We start from the raw sequence: 19,360 nt of genomic DNA on the forward strand, positions 1-19,360 counted from the left end.
AGACGTCACAAGGCCAATCAAGCAGTGCTTAGAGCCTAGTCGACAACGGGGGATCGGGGGAAATTCAAGAAAGATCGTCCGATCGCGGCCCGAACCTGCGGCTGCTCCTACAGAGCGCACTTCTATGTAGGAGCTGCCGAAGGCTGCGATCTTTTGATCTTCAGCGCGGTTCGATATGAGCAATCATCAGTTGAACGGTCTCATTCCCCCGAAACTCGTTAACGTCGAGCTTATAGGCGAGCTCAACCCACTTGATCGTCGGATTCGGCCAGATATCCCGGTCAATACCAAACGCGATGCCGTCCAGTTTCACCGAGCCACATTCGCTCTTCAGCACCACTTTCAGGTGTCGCTCGCCGACCACGCGCTGCTCGACTAACTGAAACACGCCATGGAACAGCGGTTCCGGGAAGTGCTGCCCCCAAGGGCCGGCGTGGCGCAGGGCGCGGGCCAGTTCGAGGTGGAATTCTTCCACCGCCAGCGTGCCGTCCGAGAGCATGCGCCCGGTGAGGTCTTCCTCGCGAAGTTGCCTACGCACTTCCGCGTCGAATGCCTCGGCGAACAGCGGAAAATTCTCTTGCGGCAAGGTCAGACCGGCGGCCATCGCATGGCCACCGTACTTGGCGATCAGGGTCGGATGTTGCGCTGCCACCACGCTCAAGGCATCGCGAATATGAAAGCCTTGAACGGAGCGCCCCGAGCCTTTGAGCAAGCCATCACCGGCATCGGCGAAGGCAATGGTCGGACGGAAGTAACGCTCTTTCATCCGCGAGGCGAGAATCCCGATCACGCCTTGGTGCCACTCCGGATCGAACAGGCACAGACCAAACGGCATCGACTCCACCGGCAAGTCCTTGAGCTGCGCCAGCGCTTCACGCTGCATGCCCTGCTCGATGGATTTGCGATCCTGGTTCATGCCGTCCAGTTGCGCGGCCATTTCCCGGGCCTTGTTGGCGTCGGCGGTGAGCAGGCATTCGATGCCCAGGCTCATGTCGTCCAGACGCCCGGCGGCGTTCAGGCGCGGGCCGACGATAAACCCCAGGTCCGTGGAAGTGATGCGGGTGGCGTCACGCTTGGCCACTTCAAGGATCGCTTTGATCCCCGGCCGAGCGCGACCGGCGCGGATTCGCTCCAGGCCTTGATGCACCAGAATCCGGTTGTTGGCGTCCAGCGGCACCACGTCGGCGACGCTGCCCAGCGCCACCAGATCAAGCAGTTCACCGATGTTCGGCTGCGGCTTGTTCTCGTACCAGCCGAGGCTGCGCAAACGCGCGCGCAATGCCATCAACACGTAGAAAATCACCCCGACGCCGGCCAATGCCTTGCTCGGAAAGTCACAACCAGGCTGGTTCGGATTGACCAGCGCATCGGCCTGCGGCAGTTCATCGCCCGGCAAGTGGTGGTCAGTGATCAACACCTTGAGACCGGCCTTCTTCGCTGCCGCCACGCCTTCGACGCTGGAGATACCGTTGTCGACGGTGACCAGCAAATGCGGTTCACGGGTCAGAGCGACTTCGACGATTTCCGGGGTCAGGCCGTAGCCGTATTCGAAGCGGTTCGGCACCAGATAATCGACGTGCGCCGCACCGAGCAAACGCAAACCGAGCATACCGACCGTACTGGCTGTCGCACCGTCCGCATCGAAGTCGCCGACGATAAGGATGCGCTGACGTTGCTCCAGCGCCATCACCAGCAAGTCCACCGCCGCATCAATGCCTTTGAGCTGCTGGAACGGGATCAACCGCGCCAGGCTCTTGTCCAGTTCTGCCTCGGACTGCACGCCCCGCGCCGCATACAGGCGGGTCAGCAGCGGCGGAATATCACCGAGAAAGGGCAGCGTGGCAGGCAGTTGACGAGGTTCGATGCGCATGGGGTAACGGAGACTTCTCTTTAATACGTGGGAATAATCAGTTGAAGCCGCGGGATCAGCCGCGCTCGCCTTGCAGCCATTGCAACTGGACTTCGTGCTGACCACGGTCGTCGGTGACGAAAATCGTCCCTTCGCTGATCATCACGTCCCACTTGATGACGCGAGGCATGTCCTTGGCCAGCGTCTCCAGCACTTCCTGCGGGACGGCGGCGATGTTGACGTTTTTCAGGTTCTTGATCGCCGGGATCACTTTGGTTTCCCAGACACGCAGGCTGCCGTAGGCCAGCAGGCTGGTGCGCTCGGTGCGACGCGAGCACCAGGTGAGGCGATCGGCATCTGGCTGGCCGACTTCGATCCAGTGCAGAACACGGTCGTCCAGGCTCTTTTCCCACAATGCAGGTTCATCCACGTCTGACAGACCACGGCCGAACGACAACTGCTCGTTGTACCAGAGCGCGTAGGCCAGCAGTCGCACGGTCATGCGTTCTTCGGTTTCCGAAGGGTGACGGGCGATGGTCTGCTTGACGCTCTCGTAGACGCTGCGGTCGAGATCGGTGAGGTTCAGTTCAAACTTGTAGGTAGTGGACGGCTGGGCCATGAACGGGCTTCTTGATACGAGGAAAGTCGGCAAGTCTAACCGATGCGGTAGGCAATCATCGAATTGATGGCGATCAACCTGCGGCGTCTGACAGCCGGCTATGTTAAAACGCTGTATCCGCACAGCCTTGTCCTACAGGATTCAGTATGCCGTTCGCCAACAAACCGCTCTCGGGTGTGAAAGTCATTGAATTGGGTACGTTGATTGCCGGCCCGTTTGCCTCGCGTATTTGCGGCGAGTTCGGCGCTGAAGTGATCAAGATCGAATCACCGGACGGCGGTGATCCCCTGCGCAAGTGGCGCAAATTGTACGAAGGCACCTCCCTGTGGTGGTTCGTGCAGGCGCGCAACAAGAAGTCACTGACCCTGAACCTCAAACACCCCGACGGTTTGGCGATCCTGAAAAAGCTGCTCAGTGAAGCGGACATCCTGATCGAGAATTTTCGTCCCGGCGTGCTGGAAAAACTCGGCCTGAGCTGGGAAACCTTGCACGCGCTCAATCCGAAAATGGTCATGGTGCGCCTGTCCGGCTTCGGCCAGACCGGGCCGATGAAAGATCAACCGGGCTTCGGCGCGGTTGGCGAATCCATGGGCGGGTTGCGTTACATCACTGGCTTTGAAGATCGGCCGCCAGTTCGCACCGGGATTTCCATCGGCGACTCGATTGCCGCGCTGTGGGGTGTGATCGGTGCGCTGATGGCGCTGCGGCATCGTGAGGTCAACGGTGGCCTCGGCCAAGTCGTCGATGTGGCTTTGTACGAGGCGATTTTCGCAATGATGGAAAGCATGGTGCCGGAGTTCGATGTGTTCGGCTTCATCCGCGAGCGCACTGGCAACATCATGCCCGGCATTACGCCCTCCTCCATTCACACCAGCGCCGACGGCAAGCATGTGCAGATCGGCGCCAATGGCGATGCGATCTTCAAGCGCTTCATGCTCATCATCGGTCGCGAAGACCTCGCCAACGACCCGACGCTGGCCAGCAACGACGGGCGCGATAATCGCCGCGACGAGTTGTATGGCGTGATCGATCGCTGGGTCAATTCGCTGCCGTTGCAAACCGTGCTTGAGCTGCTTAATCAGGCCGATGTGCCGGCCAGCCGGATCTTCAGTGCCGAAGACATGTTCAGCGATCCGCAGTATCTGGCCCGGGAAATGTTCCTGCATGCCAAGCTGCCGGACGGCAAGGACTTCAAGATGCCCGGCATTGTGCCGAAACTCTCTGAAACGCCAGGCTCTTCCGAATGGGTCGGACCGCAGCTCGGCGAACATAATGCGCAGGTACTAAACGATCTTGGCTACGATGAGACACAGATCGCCCGACTGCGCGAAGACGGAGCCATTTAAGCTGAAGCGCCAGCCACCACCACCCGACAACCGCGCCCGGCACTGGTGGACATGGCGGCTGTTTGGTCTGTTATGTCTGCTGGCCCTGTCCGCCGCGGCGCAAGCAAAACCGACGTTGATCTGGTTACTGCGTGATCTGCCGCCACTGACCATTTTCGAAGGCCCGAAAAAGGCTCAGGGCGTGATCGATCAACTGATGCCGATGCTGATGGCCGGCATGCCGCAATACGAACACAAGGTGATGCGAGTCAACCGCGCCCGTGGCTTGCAAATGCTTCATGAGAACCCCTTCGCCTGCGACCCCGCCCTGCTGTGGAGCAAAGAGCGCGCGCAGTGGGTGGTGTATTCGATCCCGGCGATTCGCGCAGTGGCCAATGGCTTGGTAGTGCGCCAACAGGATCGCGCTGTGCTTGATCAGTACCTGGTCAACGGTGAAGTGGACCTGTCGGCGTTGCTGGCCGCGACTGACCGAAAAGTCGGCGTCGTCGCCGAGCGCAGCTACGGAGAATTCATCGACACCCGGCTGCATCAGGCACCCAGCGGCGCGCTGACGGCGCACTACGGCAACGATGCGCTGAGCAATCTGCTGTCGATGCAGCGCTTGGGTCGGTTGCAGGTGGTGCTGGGTTATTGGCCGGAGATTCGCTATCAGGCGAGACAGGCGCAGATCAATGAAGATGAGCTCGAGTTTTATCCGATTCAAGGCAACGGCAAATATCTGTCAGGCTACGTCGCCTGTTCCGACACCACGCAGGGACGTCAGGCCATCACCGAGATCAACCATCTGCTGCGCACCCTGCCCCACGATCGTCTGAATGAGCTGTACGCCGCGTGGCTGGACCCCGAAAGACGCGAGGACTATCTGGAGCAAGCCCGCCTGTTTTTCGAGCATCAGGCCGAGCAATAGCTAAACTCCGGGCAAAAGAAACCCCGAGAAGTGGGGAGACGACTCGGGGTTAAACGGGGTCTATATCAAAGACCCGTAGCAGCAAGCGACAAGCACCGGAGCACAATGCTTGATCCTGCTGTTACGAGGTCTGACTGACAGGGATGCAGGAAGGTTCCCACAAAAAATATTTCATCTTCAGATCGCCGGACGTTTATCCAGCGCGGCGTTGCGCAACGCTGCAATGACACAGGGCTCAAGCCGCCCTTCGGCGATCAGGACATCACGGTGCAGACCGTCAACCACATCGGTCAACAAGCGTTTGTCGCTCAACTGAGCCTGATTGAATTCGCGCTCCACCACGATTGCGCCGCTGCTGTTCTTCAACGTCACCAGGCATTCGCCATGGCTGCCGCAAGGGGTCAACGTCACTTGATACGGGCTCAGAGCCTCACCGAGCAATAGACTGATACTTTCCATCTCGATCTCCACTCATTAGTCCGAAAACTGTGTGCCTGGGGCGTGTTCACAATAAATGACCGCCGGCCCGAGAAGAAAGTTCTGCTTGCCGGGCGTCTTCCGTGAACGTCACCGGTCTTTCAGAGCATGCCGAGTGAAGATGACAGAAACATAACGGCTCGCGTCAAACGCTGGCTGCCCGTCGGCTGGACAGCAAATAATCGTCCACCAGACTGCGCATCAGCACCGCTGACACCGGCGTTTGCAGACGCCCCAACAGTCTGAGTTCGTGTTCGAGCAGTATGAAGTCGAGCCCCTTCAGCAGCCTTGGAGAGGCACGCCCCACTAGAATCAGGGCATGCGCCTGTTGTCGCTGAGACAGATGCCGGATAAGTGCCACACCGTCCCCGCCTTCGTGCTGTGGGTCGCAGATCGCGATGTCAACGGCGCCGCGATGACCCAGCGAGCGTAACGCCGAGTCGAGCGTGGGCGCCGTCAACACGTCATAGATGCCCATGGCATTGAGCATCTGATGCAAGGCCATCAACTGAAACGGATTGTGTTCAAGGATCAGGACTTTGAGCGAACGCATGGATGACCTCTGAGCGACATTCGCGGTTTGCCACCGCAGTGGCTGTCCACTCTAGGACAGCCATCCTCAGCCTCCCATCGGAAAAGGCGTCACGTCACATAGGACTTTTCCCAACTTCATTGCAGACATCGACAGCCGTTCTCGGCGCCACGCTGAGTGATGTCTGTCCAGCCGCCGAGCAAGCCACGCAATTTACCGTCGGCGCTGTAGAACGGTACGGTCCATTGATAGATGTCCCGGGGGCCGCTCTTGAACAGCAACTGGCGTTTGCTGAAGCGTGTCTTGCGCGTCTGCAACTGCGCAATGAACTCGTCATGCAGCATCATGGCTGTCGCTTCGGGGAGCGCGTCGATCTCGAACAGCAAACGTCCTTGCACCTGATCCTGACGCACCGAAAGTGCCTCCTCGTAGCTGCGATTGCACATGATCAGCCGCCCTTCGAGGTCACGCACGAACATCGGATCAGGCATCGCATCGATAAACGCATGCTGAAAGGCCAACTGATCACTCAGGGAGCGCTCGGCCTCTCGTCTCTGCTTGATCAAAGCGGTCAAGCGGCGATTCCAGACCATCGACAGCAATCCGAAAAAACCGACGCCGCCCATTGCCCAGCACCCCGGTTCGACGATTCGCTGCCAGAGCGAAGGCTCCGGTGGCGGTGCAACACCGTCCAGCCATTTCAGGCGAATGGCGCGCAAGTCCGCCGGTGAAAAAGCACTCAGCGCTTTGTTGATCACACTCAGTAGCTCTGGCTGCCCCTTGCGCACCGCCAAGTGATCCGCCTCCCATTTGCCCTCGAGCACGTCGCCCACCTTGAGCAGCCTTGAAGGATGCAACTGGGCGCCGATTTCGTTCTCGATCGTGGCGTAGGCTTCACCACTTTCCACCAACGCCCGGGCCTCCGCATAGGTTTTCACCAGCCGAAGTTCGATAGAGGGGTATTCGCGGCGGACAAGCTCTTCCAGCGCGTGCCGGGCGGGTAACACCAGGACGCGCTTGGCCAATTGCTCCAGCGAACTCAGATGCGGCTCTCCCGCTCGACCGACGAATACCCACCCTGCCCCGCCGAAGGCGTGACTGAACTCGAGGAACTCCTTGCGCGCTTCAGTCATTGCCAACGTGGTGCTCAAGTCCGCTGCACCACTCTTCAGACGCTCGAGCATCTGGTCGGTGGAGAATGACTCTTCATGCTCAAAGCGCAGGCCGGTCATGCTGCTGATGCGCTGTAGTACGTCGTTGTTGAGTCCGTTCCAGCGGCCATGCTCATCTTGAAACAGATACAACGGGTATTGCACCGAAGCGACTATGACCTGAGGGTTGTCGCGTATCCACTGACGCTCCCGGGCATCAAGGGCGATCGGTTCGATATTCGACAATTCGCTTGCGTCGTGCAGCATCAATTGTGCGGCGTTGCTGCTGGCCCCCAGTACCAGCCAGCCGAAAAAAAACACCCAGCTCAAGACTGGTCTCAATCCTTGCTCAAACCCCATTGCCACTTCCTTCGTAATCGACTCACCCGTCCTTCGTAGGTGAAAACCCGAGCAGTGTGGCAGCAGAAACAAAAAAGCCCGTCAGGAGACGGGCTTCAAAATGTGACAGCTTTTACGGCTTAGAGCGGCTTGCCGCGGTTGCCATGCTGGCTGACAAAGGCTTGCACGGCTTTCAGCTCGTTTGGCAAAACCGTGCAACGCTCGTTTCGCTCAAACAAATCAGAAAGATGTGCAGGTAGCTCGAGCGCTTTTCCTACACCGGCTTTCTCTACGGCCTCAGGGAATTTCACCGGGTGAGCGGTGCCCAGGATGACCATAGGGATGTCCAGACTGCGACGGCATTCGCGCGCGGCCTTGACGCCAATGGCGGTGTGCGGATCCAGCACTTCGCCGGTCTGCTCGTAGACTTCGGCGATGGTTTCGCAGGTTTGCGCGTCATCCACAGCCAGCGAGTCGAACAGTTTACGGGCTTCGGTCCAGCGCTCTTGCTCGACGCTGAAACCGCCACCCTGCTTGAACGAATCCATCAGACCGGCGATCGCTGCACCGTTGCGACCGTGCAGGTCGAACAGCAGGCGTTCGAAGTTCGACGAGACCATGATGTCCATCGACGGCGACAGCGTGGCGTGCAGGGTTTCCTTGACGTACTGATTGCCGCTCATGAAGCGGTGCAGGATGTCGTTGCGGTTGGTGGCGACGATCAACTGGTTGATCGGCAGGCCCATGTTGCGCGCCAGGTAACCGGCGAAGATGTCGCCAAAGTTGCCGGTCGGCACCGAGAACGACACCGAACGCGCCGGGCCGCCCAACTGCAAAGCTGCGTGGAAGTAGTAAACGATCTGGGCCATGATCCGCGCCCAGTTGATCGAGTTCACCGCGACCAGACGCGTGCCTTTGAGGAAGCTCTGGTCAGCGAAGCTGTTCTTGACCATTTCCTGGCAGTCATCGAAGTTGCCTTCGATGGCGATGTTGTGGATGTTCTCACCGAAAATCGTGGTCATCTGCCGACGCTGCACTTCCGACACGCGCTTGTGCGGATGCAGGATGAAGATGTCGACGTTTTCGCAGTGCTTGCAGCCCTCGATGGCGGCCGAACCGGTATCACCGGAGGTGGCACCGACGATCACCACGCGCTCGCCGCGCTTTTCCAGCACGTAATCGAGCAAGCGACCGAGCAGTTGCAGGGCGAAGTCCTTGAACGCCAGGGTCGGGCCGTGGAACAGCTCCAGTACCCATTCGTTGCCGTTCAGCTGACGCAGCGGTGCCACGGCGCTGTGGGCGAACACGCCGTAGGTTTCTTCAAGAATCTTTTTGAAATCGGCGTCGGGAATGCTGCCGGTGACGAACGGGCGCATGACCCGGAAAGCCAGCTCGTGATACGGCAGGCCGGCCCAGGAAGCAATTTCTTCCTGAGTGAAACGTGGCAGGTTTTCCGGAACGTACAAACCGCCGTCGGTCGCCAGACCAGCCAGCAGGACGTCTTCGAAATTCAGGGCCGGTGCCTGGCCGCGGGTACTGATATAACGCATGATTTCAAACCTTCGGTTTGAGCCTCAAGCTACGAGCTACAAGCTGCAAGTTAAAGCCAGACCGCTTTTCCCTTGTCGCTTGCAGCTCGAAGCTTGCAGCTGCTTCTGTTTAGTTCAGGTGCTCGACGCGGATCCGTACAACCGGACCATTGACGCCGGCCAGCGCTTCGAGGGCGGCGATGGCATCGTTGATGCGCTGCTCGACCACACGGTGGGTCAGCAGAATCATCGGCACCAGACCGTCTTGTTCCTCGACTTCCTTCTGCATGATCGACTCGATGTTGATACCGCGCTCCGAGAGGATGCTCGCCACCTGAGCGAGTACGCCCGGATGGTCCTTGGCCTGAATGCGCAGGTAGTAAGCGCTTTCGCAGGCTTCGATCGGCAGAATCGGATGGGCTGACAACGAGTCCGGCTGGAAGGCCAGGTGCGGCACACGGTTTTCCGGATCGGACGTCATGGCGCGAACCACGTCGACCAGGTCAGCAATGACCGACGAAGCGGTTGGTTCCATGCCAGCGCCAGCGCCGTAGAACAGCGTCGAGCCGGCAGCGTCACCGTTGACCATGACTGCGTTCATCACGCCGTTGACGTTGGCGATCAGACGATCAGCCGGGATCAGCGTCGGGTGTACACGCAACTCGATGCCGGCGTCAGTGCTGCGCGCCACGCCGAGGTGCTTGATGCGATAGCCCAGCGCTTCGGCGTAGTTGACGTCGGCGGTGGTCAGCTTGGTGATGCCTTCGGTGTAAGCCTTGTCGAATTGCAGCGGAATGCCGAACGCGATGGAAGCCAGAATCGTCAGCTTGTGCGCGGCGTCGATGCCTTCAACGTCGAAGGTCGGATCGGCTTCGGCATAACCCAGCGCCTGCGCTTCGGCCAGCACGTCCTCGAAAGTACGCCCCTTCTCACGCATTTCGGTGAGGATGAAGTTGCCAGTGCCGTTGATGATCCCGGCGACCCAGTTGATGCGGTTGGCGGACAGGCCTTCACGGATCGCCTTGATCACCGGAATGCCACCGGCCACGGCCGCTTCGAACGCCACGATCACGCCTTTCTCGCGTGCCTTGGCGAAAATTTCATTACCGTGAACGGCAATCAGAGCCTTGTTCGCGGTGACCACATGCTTGCCATTCTCGATGGCCTTGAGTACCAGCTCGCGGGCAACGGTGTAGCCGCCCATCAGCTCTATGACGATGTCGATCTCAGGGTTCGTGGCCACTTCGAAGACATCGTTGGTAATCGCAATACCGGTCGTCTGGAACTGAGGCTTTGGCGTGCGCATGGCAATTTGTGCCACTTCGATCCCACGCCCGGCACGACGAGCAATTTCCTCGGCGTTGCGCTGAAGTACGTTGAAGGTACCGCCACCGACGGTCCCTAACCCACAGATGCCTACTTTGACCGGATTCACTGTGAACTCCCCATAAAACGGCCGACTCAGGGTCGGCCGGAAAACAACCGCGTGCTCGCGGCTCTCTATTAATGGCCCGGCGATGTCGCTGCCGGACCATGATCGTCAAAGGCTGACCGTGACGATGCGAATTACTTGGCGCCCAGTGCCAGTTTGGCGACTTGTGGCGCAGGCTGGTAGCCCGGAATGACTTGTCCATCGGCCAAAACGATGGCCGGTGTACCGTTCACGCCAATCGACTGACCGAGGGCGAACTGTTTGGAAACCGGGTTCTCGCACTTGGCGGCCTTGATTTCGTTGCCATCGACCATTTTGTCCATGGCCGCTTTCTTGTCTTTCGAGCACCACACGGCTTGCAGTTGCTCGTCACCCGGCGAGCCCAGGCCCTGGCGCGGGAACGCGACGTAGCGCACTTCGATGCCGCGCTTGTTCAGCTCCGGCACTTCGGCGTGCAGCTTGTGGCAATACGGGCAAGTGGTGTCGGTGAACACGGTGATGTGCGATTTGGTTTCGCCCACGGCCGGGTAGACCACGGTCTCGGCAACCGGAATGTCGTTGATCAGTTTGGAGATGCCCAGGCGTTCGGTCTTCTCGGTCAGGTTGACCGGTTTACCGTCCTTGAGCTGGAACAGATAGCCCTGCACCACGTATTGGCCGTCGGCACTGGCGTATAGCACACGGCTACCCTTGAGCTTGACTTCGTACATGCCCGGCAGGGGGCTGGCGGAAATGCTCTCGACCGGGACTTCGAGCTGGAGGTTTTCCAGGCTTTTACGAATGGCTTTGTCGGCCGCATCATCGGCGACGGCAAAGGTGCTGACCAACGCAATGGCTGCGGCGGCGAAAATCTGGGTCAGACGCATGAGAACTCCTGAAGGCGGACAAATGAAACGGTCAGAACGCCCGTGCCGAAACACCGGGTCATAACCGTCCATCGTGCAAACCGGCAAAGCCTAACACATAAGGCCACGGTGGCCGAAATGCGCCTGTCGCCACTCATCACCCCTGCTTTATGTAGGAGCTGCCGCAGGCTGCGATCTTTTGATTTTGTTTTTAAGATCAAAAGATCGCAGCCTTCGGCAGCTCCTACAGGGGGAGGTATCGAGTCAGCCGCGCGGATGGTGTTTGGCGTGCAGCTCTTGCAATCGGGCGCGGGCGACGTGGGTATAGATTTGCGTGGTGGACAGGTCGCTGTGGCCGAGCAACATCTGCACCACGCGCAAGTCCGCGCCATGGTTAAGCAAGTGCGTGGCAAACGCGTGGCGCAAGGTGTGCGGCGACAGCGACTTGCCGATCCCGGCGACTTTGGCCTGATGCTTGATGCGGTGCCAGAACGTTTGGCGGGTCATCTGCTCGCCGCGCTGGCTGGGGAACAGCACATCGCTGGGCCGTCCCCCGAGCAGCTCGCCGCGACCATCGCGCATGTAGCGCTCGACCCAGACAATCGCCTCCTCGCCCATCGGCACCAGCCGTTCCTTGCTGCCCTTGCCCATCACGCGTAATACGCCCTGGCGCAGGTTGACTTGCTCCAGCGTCAGGCTGACCAGTTCGGTCACGCGCAAACCACACGCATACAACACTTCAAGCATGGCGCGATCACGCTGGCCGATGGCTTCACTCAGATCCGGTGCCTTGAGCAGCGCCTCGACGTCGGCTTCCGACAGGGATTTGGGCAATGGCCTACCCAGTTGCGGCATATCGACGCGCAAGGTCGGGTCGATGCTGATCAGCTTTTCCCGCAGCAAATAACGATAAAAGCCACGCACACCGGAGAGAAATCTCGCCGTGGAACGCGGTTTGTAATTTTGCTCCAGACGCCAGGCGAGGTGATCGAGGATCAACTCACGGCCGGCGTTGATCAGCTCCAGGTTTTTCTCCTGCAGCCAGCCGTTGAATAGCGCCAGATCGCTGCGATAGGCGCCACGGGTATTGTCGGACAGGCCCTTCTCCAGCCATAAAGCGTCGAGGAATTGATCAATCAGTGGATGGTCGATGGCAGGCATGGGCGCTCAAGACACACAGCCTCAAGGACTGTGCGCAAATGTAGAGTGAACTGTAGGAATGGGCGCTAGTCTTTCATAGCCCGCAATTTCAAGGAACAGGGAGCATCAATGAACGAGCAGCAAATTCTATTGGCATTTGGCGGGATAGGCGCCGCTGCGCTGGGTTGCCAATGGCTGGCCTGGCGCCTGAAGCTGCCGGCGATTCTGTTTCTGTTGTTGACCGGCATTCTGGTCGGCCCTGTCCTGGGCTGGCTCGACCCGCAGGAAATGTTCGGCCCGCTGTTGATGCCGCTGGTGTCACTGGCGGTGGCACTGATTCTGTTCGAGGGCAGCCTGACCCTGCACCTGTCGGAATGGAAAGAGATCGGCAGCGTCGTCCATCGTCTGGTGACCATTGGGGCGCTCTCGACCTGGGTGGTTATCGCGGTCGCCACCCACTATCTGCTCGGCTTCGACTGGATGCTGGCCATCCTCTTCGGTAGCCTGACGCTAGTCACCGGCCCGACGGTGATCGTGCCGATGTTGCGTGTGGTACGGCCGAAAGCCTCGATCGCCAACATCCTGCGCTGGGAAGGCATCGTCATTGATCCGATCGGCGCCCTGCTCGCCGTTGTGGTGTACAGCTTCATCATCGCCAGCGCCGAGGGCCATGGGCTCAAGCAGAGTCTGTTGACGTTCGGCGGCGTGATTCTCTGCGGCGCGGTGTTCGGCATCGTTGGTGGCTGGGTGCTGGGGACGATTATTCGTCGGCAATGGCTGCCGGAATACCTGCACAACCTCGCGTCGCTGGCGGCGGTGCTGGGAATTTTCATTGCTGCCAACGAAGTGATGCACGAGTCCGGCCTGCTGGCGGTCACGCTGATGGGCATGTGGCTGGCGAACATGAAGGGCGTGGACGTGCGACACATCCTGCACTTCAAGGAAAACCTCAGCGTTCTGCTGATTTCCGGGTTGTTCATTCTGTTGGCAGCACGGTTGGACTTGTACGCCTTGATCGGGCTGGGGCCGCTGGTGTTGATTCTATTGCTGGTGATTCAGCTGATCGCCCGGCCATTGAACGTGCTGCTCAGCACCGCCGGCTCTAGCCTGAGCTGGCGTGAGCGCGCGTTGCTGTGCTGGATTGCGCCACGGGGAATTGTTGCGGCGGCGGTCTCGGCAATTTTTGCGATTCGCCTGCATGAGGCCGGGCATGAAGGCGCGCTGCTGCTGGTGCCACTGACCTTTGCCGTGATCATTGGCACCGTCGTGCTGCAAAGCGCGACGGCTCGACCGCTTGCACGCCTATTGAAGGTCGCCGAGCCGGCGCCGAGTGGATTTCTGATCGTCGGTGCCAACGGGCCGGCGCGGGAGCTGGGCAAATCGCTGCAGCAACTGGGCAGCCGCGTGCTGCTGACCGATTCGAGTTGGGAGAACATTCGTGCCGCGCGCATGGAGGGTTTGCCGACCTACTTCGGCAACCCGGCTTCGCAGCATGCCGATGCGCATCTGGATCTGGTCGGGCTGGGGCATTTGTTGGCGCTGTCGCCGTCAGGGGAACTCAATACCTTGGCGGCGATGCGCTTTCGTCATGATTTCGGCCATCAGCGACTGTTTGGCCTGGCCAGCGGCCATGAGAGCCGACGCAGCGACAAGCATCGTGCGAGCCTTGAGCATCGTGGCAATCAATTAGGCAGCGAGGCGTATACCTACGCGAAACTGGCCAGCCAGATGGGCCAGGGTGCCGAGTTGTACAGCACAACGTTGACGGATGGTTTTGGCTGGGAGGACTACCAGGCGCTGCATGGTAGTCGTGCGACGTTGCTGTTCATGCGTGATGACAGTGGTTGGGTGCATGTGGTGACGCCGGAGACGGCGGTGAAGCCTGGTTCGGGGTGGACGCTGTTGGCGTTGATTCAGCCTGAGAACGGCGGCGCCTGATCTGACGCCTTCGCGAGCAAGCTCGCTCCCACAGGCAACCGCGATCCAATGTGGGAGCGAGCTTGCTCGCGAATGGCGCGACTCGGTATCAGATCAAGCCGCAAAACCCGGCAGCACCGGCACCGGCCGCTTGTCATCATCAATGGCGACAAAGCTGAACTGCCCATGAATCGCTTTCTCGCGACCATCACAGCTCATGCTCTCGACAAATACTTCCACCTCGACCTTGAGGCTGGTGTTGCCGACCTTGATCACCTTCCCCACCAACTCAACGATCGACCCCGCCGGGATCGCGTGGTTGAAGTCGATGCGATCGGTAGACACGGTTACCAGCGGCAAACGGCAGAAGCGCGTGGCGGTGATGAAAGACACTTCGTCCATCCATGCCAGCGCGGTGCCGCCGAACAGCGTGTTGTGGTGGTTAGTGGTCGGCGGGAAGACGGCTTTGGTTACGCGGGTCACCGAGAGTTCGGTGCGGCGTTCGATTTCCTGGTCGCGGTTGGTCATGAAATAGACTCGATATCTGGCTGCCGAATACAAGCAAGATCAAAAGATCGTCTGATCGCAGCCCGAGCCTTCGGCAGCTCCTACAGGGGGGAATTTTGGGCAACAAAAAAGCAGCCCGTAGGCTGCTTTTTTCTGCATCGGAAGCTGGACTTAAGCCAGTTTTTCCTTGATGCGAGCTGCTTTACCCGACAGGTCGCGCAGGTAGTACAGCTTGGCTTTACGTACGTCACCGCGACGTTTAACAGCCATGCTGTCGATCTGCGGGGAGTAGGTCTGGAAAGTACGTTCTACGCCAACACCGTTGGAGATTTTACGAACGGTGAACGCACTGTTCACGCCGCGGTTACGCTTGGCGATTACAACGCCTTCGAACGCTTGCAGACGGGAACGATCGCCTTCCTTCACTTTCACCTGAACGACAATAGTGTCGCCTGGGGCGAAGGTAGGGATTTCTTTGGTCATCTGCTCTGCTTCGAGTGCAAGGATGATTTTGTTGGTCATGCTGTGCTCCTAAGGTAAATCGTTCGATCTACCATCGATACGTTGTTAACTATCGTCCCGCTCGCGGATGTATTCCTCGAGCAGCTTCTTCTCTTCTCCAGAAAGCGAGCGGCTTTCCAGAAGATCGGCGCGTCGTTCAAAGGTCCTACCAAGGGACTGCTGTAAACGCCAACGCCGGATATGCGCGTGGTTGCCACTCAGCAACACGTCGGGTACACGCTGATCCGCATACACCTCAGGTCGGGTGTAGTGCGGGCAATCCAGCAGACCATCCGTAAAGGAATCTTCCTCGGCGGAGTCCGCATGCCCTAAAGCTCCAGGCAGCAGTCGTGTAACCGCATCGATCAGGACCATCGCCGGCAGCTCGCCGCCAGACAGTACATAGTCGCCAATCGACCACTCTTCATCGACATGAGCTTCAATAAAACGCTCGTCAATGCCTTCATAGCGGCCGGCAATCAGGATCAATGCATCCGATTGTGCCAACTCGCGTACCGCCGACTGAGTCAGTTGACGGCCTTGGGGGGACAGGTAAATAACCTTCGCCGCCTCCCCGGCTGCTGCTTTGGCCTGAACCAGAGCATCTTCCAGGGGCTTGATCTTCATCACCATGCCCGGACCACCGCCAAACGGGCGATCGTCCACAGTGTGATGCCGATCCGTCGTGTAATCTCGCGGATTCCAACAGGTCAGCTGCAAGAGCCCCTGTTTGACCGCACGACTGGTGATGCCGTAGTCGGCGATGGCGGAAAACATCTCGGGAAACAAACTGATCACTTCTACGCGCAAGTTAGCCACGCTTAGAAGTCCGCGTCCCAATCCACCTTCATCTCGCCCGCTTCCAGGTCGATGGCCAACACGCATTGCTCCGTATAGGGCAACAGGCGTTCGCGATCATCCAGGCTGCCAGCGCAAGGCTTGACTACCATTACATCATTGGCGCCGGTTTCCAGAAGATGATCGATCTTCCCGAGCAATTGCCCCAGTTGATCAATAACCTTCAGACCTTCCAGCTGGTACCAGTAGTACTCACCGTCGGTCAATTCAGCGAACAGATTGCGCGGCACGCAGATCTCGTAACCGGCCAGAAGACGAGCTTCTTCACGATCATCAAGACCCTTGAGCTTTGCGACCAGGAACTTATCGCTCCCGCGTCCACTGACCAGCTCGACCTGTTTGACATTGCCTTCGCGCTTGAGCGTCCAGGTTTTGTACTGCAACAGGTTTTCAGTCGGATCAGTAAAGGAATAAACCTTCACTTCGCCGCGAACGCCATGAACAGAATAAATTTTGCCAATAACGATCAAATCATCGGCAACAGCAGGCGTCGCGCTCATATTGCTCAGGCCGCAGCCTTTGCAGATTCCTTCAGCAACTGAGCAACACGCTCAGAAGGCTGTGCACCAACGCTCAGCCAGTAGGCTACGCGCTCTTGGTTCACGGACAGACGGATTTCCTGACCACGGGCAACAGGGTTGAAGAAACCAACCTGTTCTTTGTGGGAGCCGTCACGCGGGTTACGCGAGTCGGTTACGGTCAGGTGGTAAAACGGGCGCTTTTTGGAGCCGCCAAGGGCAAGACGGATTGTTAGCATGTGAACATCGTTCCTGTAGTCGGTGCTGCAAATCTAAATGCACAGCGGGCATGGGTGCCCGAAAGGCCGCATATTCTAAGGAATATCCGGACTTTTGCAAATGACTTTTTCCGGCGCCTATGGCATGCCGTGCAGATCTGCATATAGAGCCGTCGATGAAAACGGCCAGTCAGCTCCCGCCGAGTGCGGGTTTGCTGTTGATCCTGCGTCCTTGCAGGGTCTGCGCCGGTGCGACGACCGGCGAAGTCTTTACATCTTTGGCATGCCGCCGCCGGGCAACATTCCGCCCATGCCGCGCATCATTTTCGCCATTCCGCCTTTGGCGGTGAATTTCTTCATCATCTTCTGCATCTGCTTGTGCTGCTTGATCAAGCGACCGATGTCCTGCACCTGAGTGCCGGAACCCATGGCGATCCGGCGTTTGCGCGAACCGCTGATCAGCTCAGGGTCGCGGCGCTCGGCCGGGGTCATGGAATTGATGATGGCTTCCATCTGCTTGAACTGCTTCTCTGCGGCGTTCTGGGCATTGCCCATTTGCGACAGGTTGACGCCGCCGATGCTCGGCAGTTTGTCCATGAGCCCGCCGAGGCCGCCCATGTTCTTCATCTGTTGCAGCTGATCGCGGAAGTCTTCGAGGTCGAAGCCCTTGCCCTTCTTCAGCTTCTTGGCCAGTTTGTCGGCCTTGTCTTTGTCGAGGGTCGCTTCAGCCTGTTCGATCAGGCTGAGCACGTCGCCCATGCCGAGGATGCGCGAGGCGATACGCTCAGGGTGGAACGGATCGAGCGCTTCGCTCTTCTCGCCCATACCGATGAACTTGATCGGCTTGCCGGTGATGGCGCGTACCGACAATGCGGCACCGCCACGGGCGTCGCCGTCGACCTTGGTCAGGATCACACCGGTCAGCGGCAGCGCATCACCGAAGGCCTTGGCCGTGTTGGCGGCGTCCTGACCGGTCATGGCGTCGACCACGAACAGGGTTTCGACCGGGTTGATCGCGGCGTGCAGCGCCTTGATCTCGCCCATCATCTCTTCGTCGATGTGCAAACGACCGGCGGTGTCGACGATAACCACGTCGATGAATTTCAGTTTCGCTTCTTTAATAGCCGCGGTGGCGATGTCGACCGGCTTCTGGCTCAGGTCGGACGGGAAGAACGTCACGCCGATATCGTTGGCCAGGGTTTCCAGCTGCTTAATAGCCGCAGGACGGTAGACGTCCGCCGAAACCACCATGACCGACTTCTTCTTGCGCTCTTTAAGGAAGCGCGCCAGTTTGCCGGCGGTGGTGGTTTTACCGGCGCCCTGCAGACCGGCCATCAGAATGACGGCAGGCGGCACGGCGCTCAGGTTCAAATCTTCGTTGGCCGCGCCCATCAGGCTTTCGAGTTCGGCCTGGACGATCTTCACGAACGCCTGGCCCGGCGTCAGGCTGCGCGACACCTCGGTGCCGACAGCGCGCTCCTTGACCGAATTGACGAAGTCCTTGACCACCGGCAGGGCGACGTCGGCTTCGAGCAACGCCATGCGCACTTCACGCAGGGTGTCTTTGATGTTGTCCTCGGTCAGCTTCGCCTTGCCGGTGACATGGCGCAGCGTCTGCGAGAGACGGTCGGTTAAGTTTTCAAACATTGCGCGATCCTTTCAGGCCCTGTGTAGACCGGGATAATGGCGGCCCAGACCGGAATCAACATGTGCTCGGCGAGCTTGCGGCGTGGGCAGGTCGCGGATTATAGCGAAGACTGCGGCTGGCGGACACCTCGCTGTCAGCTTCCTGAGTCTTTCGTGCCATGGCGGTTCTATGCCAAACTCAGCCCCTTTCGGGCTTGCCTAACAGGATTTATGCTCCCCTTGTCACCCAGCTTATTGACCACCCTCGCCGCCGCCCTTCTATATGCCGCTGCGACCCTTTATCAGAGCACCCGCTTGGCCACTGGCGCCAAGGCGAACAAGCGCCTGCTGGTCAGCCTTGGCGCGCTCGCCGTGGTGGCCCACGCCGCCAGCCTGCTCACTCACTTGTTGACGCCGATCGGTCTGGGCCTGGACTTCTTCAGCGCCTCCAGCCTGATCGCGGCGGCGGTGATTGCCCTGACGCTGATCGCCTGTTCACGAATCCCGGTGGAAAATCTGCTGGTGCTGCTGTTCCCGCTCGGCGCGGTCACGGTGTTGCTGGCGCAGTTCGCGCCGACCGGCACGGTGCAGATCATCGACGAAGAACCGGGCATCCTCGCGCACATTCTGCTGTCGATCCTCGCTTACGGCATGTTCACCATCGCGGTGTTCCAGGCCTTGCTGCTGCTGGTGCAAGACCATCAACTCAAGCACAAGCACCCGTCCGGGCTGATCAAGAACTTCCCGCCACTGCAAACCATGGAAAGCCTGCTGTTCGGTTTCCTCTGGGCCGGCTGGACGCTGCTGTCGCTGTCGCTGATTTCTGGTTGGCTGTTCGTCGAGAACCTGTTCGCCCAGCACCTGGTGCACAAGACCCTGCTGGCGTGCCTGGCGTGGATCGTGTTCAGCGTGCTGCTGTGGGGCCGCAACCGTCTCGGCTGGCGCGGTCACAAGGCGATCCGCTGGACTCTCGCCGGTTTCTGCCTGCTGATGTTGGCGTATTTCGGCAGCAAACTGGTTCGCGAATACATCCTGCACATCTGACGGGC

General features: G+C 59.2%; 19 protein-coding genes. 4 read left to right on the forward strand and 15 right to left on the reverse strand.

The genetic code is table 11. The annotated features are described in order from the left end of the window. Nucleotides 1–160: 160 nt before the first annotated feature. Nucleotides 161–1,870: a single-stranded-DNA-specific exonuclease RecJ gene (recJ, locus tag EJA71_RS08420; RefSeq protein ID WP_158955879.1), complete on the reverse strand. Its 1,710-nt coding sequence runs from the start codon at nucleotides 1,868–1,870 to the stop codon at nucleotides 161–163. Nucleotides 1,871–1,925: 55 nt separating this feature from the next. Beyond that, a complete protein-coding gene (locus tag EJA71_RS08425) occupies nucleotides 1,926–2,468 on the reverse strand; it encodes a YaeQ family protein (protein ID WP_007908961.1) in 543 nt (180 codons plus the stop codon). Nucleotides 2,469–2,614: 146 nt separating this feature from the next. Here EJA71_RS08425 and EJA71_RS08430 point away from each other — a divergent pair, with 146 nt between their 5' ends. Further along, nucleotides 2,615–3,814, forward strand: a complete 1,200-nt coding sequence (locus tag EJA71_RS08430) for a CaiB/BaiF CoA-transferase family protein (protein WP_158955881.1) — start codon at nucleotides 2,615–2,617, stop codon at nucleotides 3,812–3,814. Beyond that, nucleotides 3,771–4,721: a TIGR02285 family protein gene (locus EJA71_RS08435; protein WP_178113671.1), complete on the forward strand. Its 951-nt coding sequence runs from the start codon at nucleotides 3,771–3,773 to the stop codon at nucleotides 4,719–4,721. The genes EJA71_RS08430 and EJA71_RS08435 overlap by 44 nt, the downstream gene beginning before the upstream one ends. A 177-nt stretch (nucleotides 4,722–4,898) precedes the next feature. Here the strand turns inward: EJA71_RS08435 and EJA71_RS08440 are convergent, their stop codons facing one another. From EJA71_RS08440 to xerD, 7 genes are all read right to left on the reverse strand, one after another. Next, nucleotides 4,899–5,180 carry a DUF3509 domain-containing protein gene (locus tag EJA71_RS08440; protein ID WP_158955883.1) on the reverse strand — a complete coding sequence of 94 codons (282 nt, stop codon included), beginning with the start codon at nucleotides 5,178–5,180 and terminating at the stop codon, nucleotides 4,899–4,901. A 163-nt stretch (nucleotides 5,181–5,343) separates the two neighbouring features. Further along, nucleotides 5,344–5,751 carry a response regulator gene (locus tag EJA71_RS08445; protein WP_158955885.1) on the reverse strand — a complete coding sequence of 136 codons (408 nt, stop codon included), beginning with the start codon at nucleotides 5,749–5,751 and terminating at the stop codon, nucleotides 5,344–5,346. A gap of 116 nt (nucleotides 5,752–5,867) precedes the next feature. Then, complete coding sequence (locus tag EJA71_RS08450; RefSeq protein WP_158955887.1) at nucleotides 5,868–7,241, reverse strand: transporter substrate-binding domain-containing protein; 1,374 nt, start codon at nucleotides 7,239–7,241, stop codon at nucleotides 5,868–5,870. 119 nt (nucleotides 7,242–7,360) lie between these two features. Further along, entirely contained in the window at nucleotides 7,361–8,770 is a 1,410-nt protein-coding gene (gene thrC / locus EJA71_RS08455) for a threonine synthase (protein WP_158955889.1), read from the reverse strand. Nucleotides 8,771–8,879: 109 nt separating this feature from the next. After that, nucleotides 8,880–10,184: a homoserine dehydrogenase gene (locus EJA71_RS08460; protein ID WP_158955891.1), complete on the reverse strand. Its 1,305-nt coding sequence runs from the start codon at nucleotides 10,182–10,184 to the stop codon at nucleotides 8,880–8,882. 131 nt (nucleotides 10,185–10,315) lie between these two features. Next, entirely contained in the window at nucleotides 10,316–11,047 is a 732-nt protein-coding gene (gene dsbC, locus EJA71_RS08465) for a bifunctional protein-disulfide isomerase/oxidoreductase DsbC (RefSeq protein ID WP_158955893.1), read from the reverse strand. Between the two features lie 243 nt (nucleotides 11,048–11,290). After that, complete coding sequence (gene xerD, locus EJA71_RS08470) at nucleotides 11,291–12,187, reverse strand: site-specific tyrosine recombinase XerD (protein ID WP_158955895.1); 897 nt, start codon at nucleotides 12,185–12,187, stop codon at nucleotides 11,291–11,293. 108 nt (nucleotides 12,188–12,295) lie between these two features. On the opposite strand from xerD, the gene EJA71_RS08475 reads away from it, so the two are divergent. Then, nucleotides 12,296–14,104 carry a sodium:proton antiporter gene (locus EJA71_RS08475; protein ID WP_158955897.1) on the forward strand — a complete coding sequence of 603 codons (1,809 nt, stop codon included), beginning with the start codon at nucleotides 12,296–12,298 and terminating at the stop codon, nucleotides 14,102–14,104. A gap of 93 nt (nucleotides 14,105–14,197) precedes the next feature. Here the strand turns inward: EJA71_RS08475 and EJA71_RS08480 are convergent, their stop codons facing one another. The 6 genes from EJA71_RS08480 to ffh all read right to left on the reverse strand — a co-directional run bounded on the left by EJA71_RS08480 (nucleotide 14,198) and on the right by ffh (nucleotide 18,332). Next, entirely contained in the window at nucleotides 14,198–14,611 is a 414-nt protein-coding gene (locus tag EJA71_RS08480) for an acyl-CoA thioesterase (protein WP_158955899.1), read from the reverse strand. Nucleotides 14,612–14,761: 150 nt separating this feature from the next. Then, nucleotides 14,762–15,112: a 50S ribosomal protein L19 gene (gene rplS / locus EJA71_RS08485; RefSeq protein ID WP_003175895.1), complete on the reverse strand. Its 351-nt coding sequence runs from the start codon at nucleotides 15,110–15,112 to the stop codon at nucleotides 14,762–14,764. A 45-nt stretch (nucleotides 15,113–15,157) separates the two neighbouring features. After that, nucleotides 15,158–15,910 carry a tRNA (guanosine(37)-N1)-methyltransferase TrmD gene (trmD, locus tag EJA71_RS08490; RefSeq protein WP_158955901.1) on the reverse strand — a complete coding sequence of 251 codons (753 nt, stop codon included), beginning with the start codon at nucleotides 15,908–15,910 and terminating at the stop codon, nucleotides 15,158–15,160. Nucleotides 15,911–15,912: 2 nt separating this feature from the next. Next, nucleotides 15,913–16,449: a ribosome maturation factor RimM gene (gene rimM / locus EJA71_RS08495; RefSeq protein ID WP_158955903.1), complete on the reverse strand. Its 537-nt coding sequence runs from the start codon at nucleotides 16,447–16,449 to the stop codon at nucleotides 15,913–15,915. A gap of 5 nt (nucleotides 16,450–16,454) precedes the next feature. After that, entirely contained in the window at nucleotides 16,455–16,706 is a 252-nt protein-coding gene (rpsP, locus tag EJA71_RS08500; protein WP_003185073.1) for a 30S ribosomal protein S16, read from the reverse strand. A gap of 249 nt (nucleotides 16,707–16,955) precedes the next feature. After that, nucleotides 16,956–18,332 (reverse strand): signal recognition particle protein, encoded by a 1,377-nt coding sequence (gene ffh, locus EJA71_RS08505; RefSeq protein ID WP_008081630.1) that lies wholly within the window; start codon nucleotides 18,330–18,332, stop codon nucleotides 16,956–16,958. A gap of 210 nt (nucleotides 18,333–18,542) precedes the next feature. On the opposite strand from ffh, the gene EJA71_RS08510 reads away from it, so the two are divergent. Continuing rightward, on the forward strand, nucleotides 18,543–19,355 hold the full coding sequence (locus tag EJA71_RS08510; RefSeq protein ID WP_038357737.1) for an inner membrane protein YpjD: 813 nt from the start codon (nucleotides 18,543–18,545) through the stop codon (nucleotides 19,353–19,355). Nucleotides 19,356–19,360: the final 5 nt, after the last annotated feature.

Source organism: Pseudomonas sp. PB106, from assembly GCF_009764645.1.
GTDB lineage: Bacteria > Pseudomonadota > Gammaproteobacteria > Pseudomonadales > Pseudomonadaceae > Aquipseudomonas.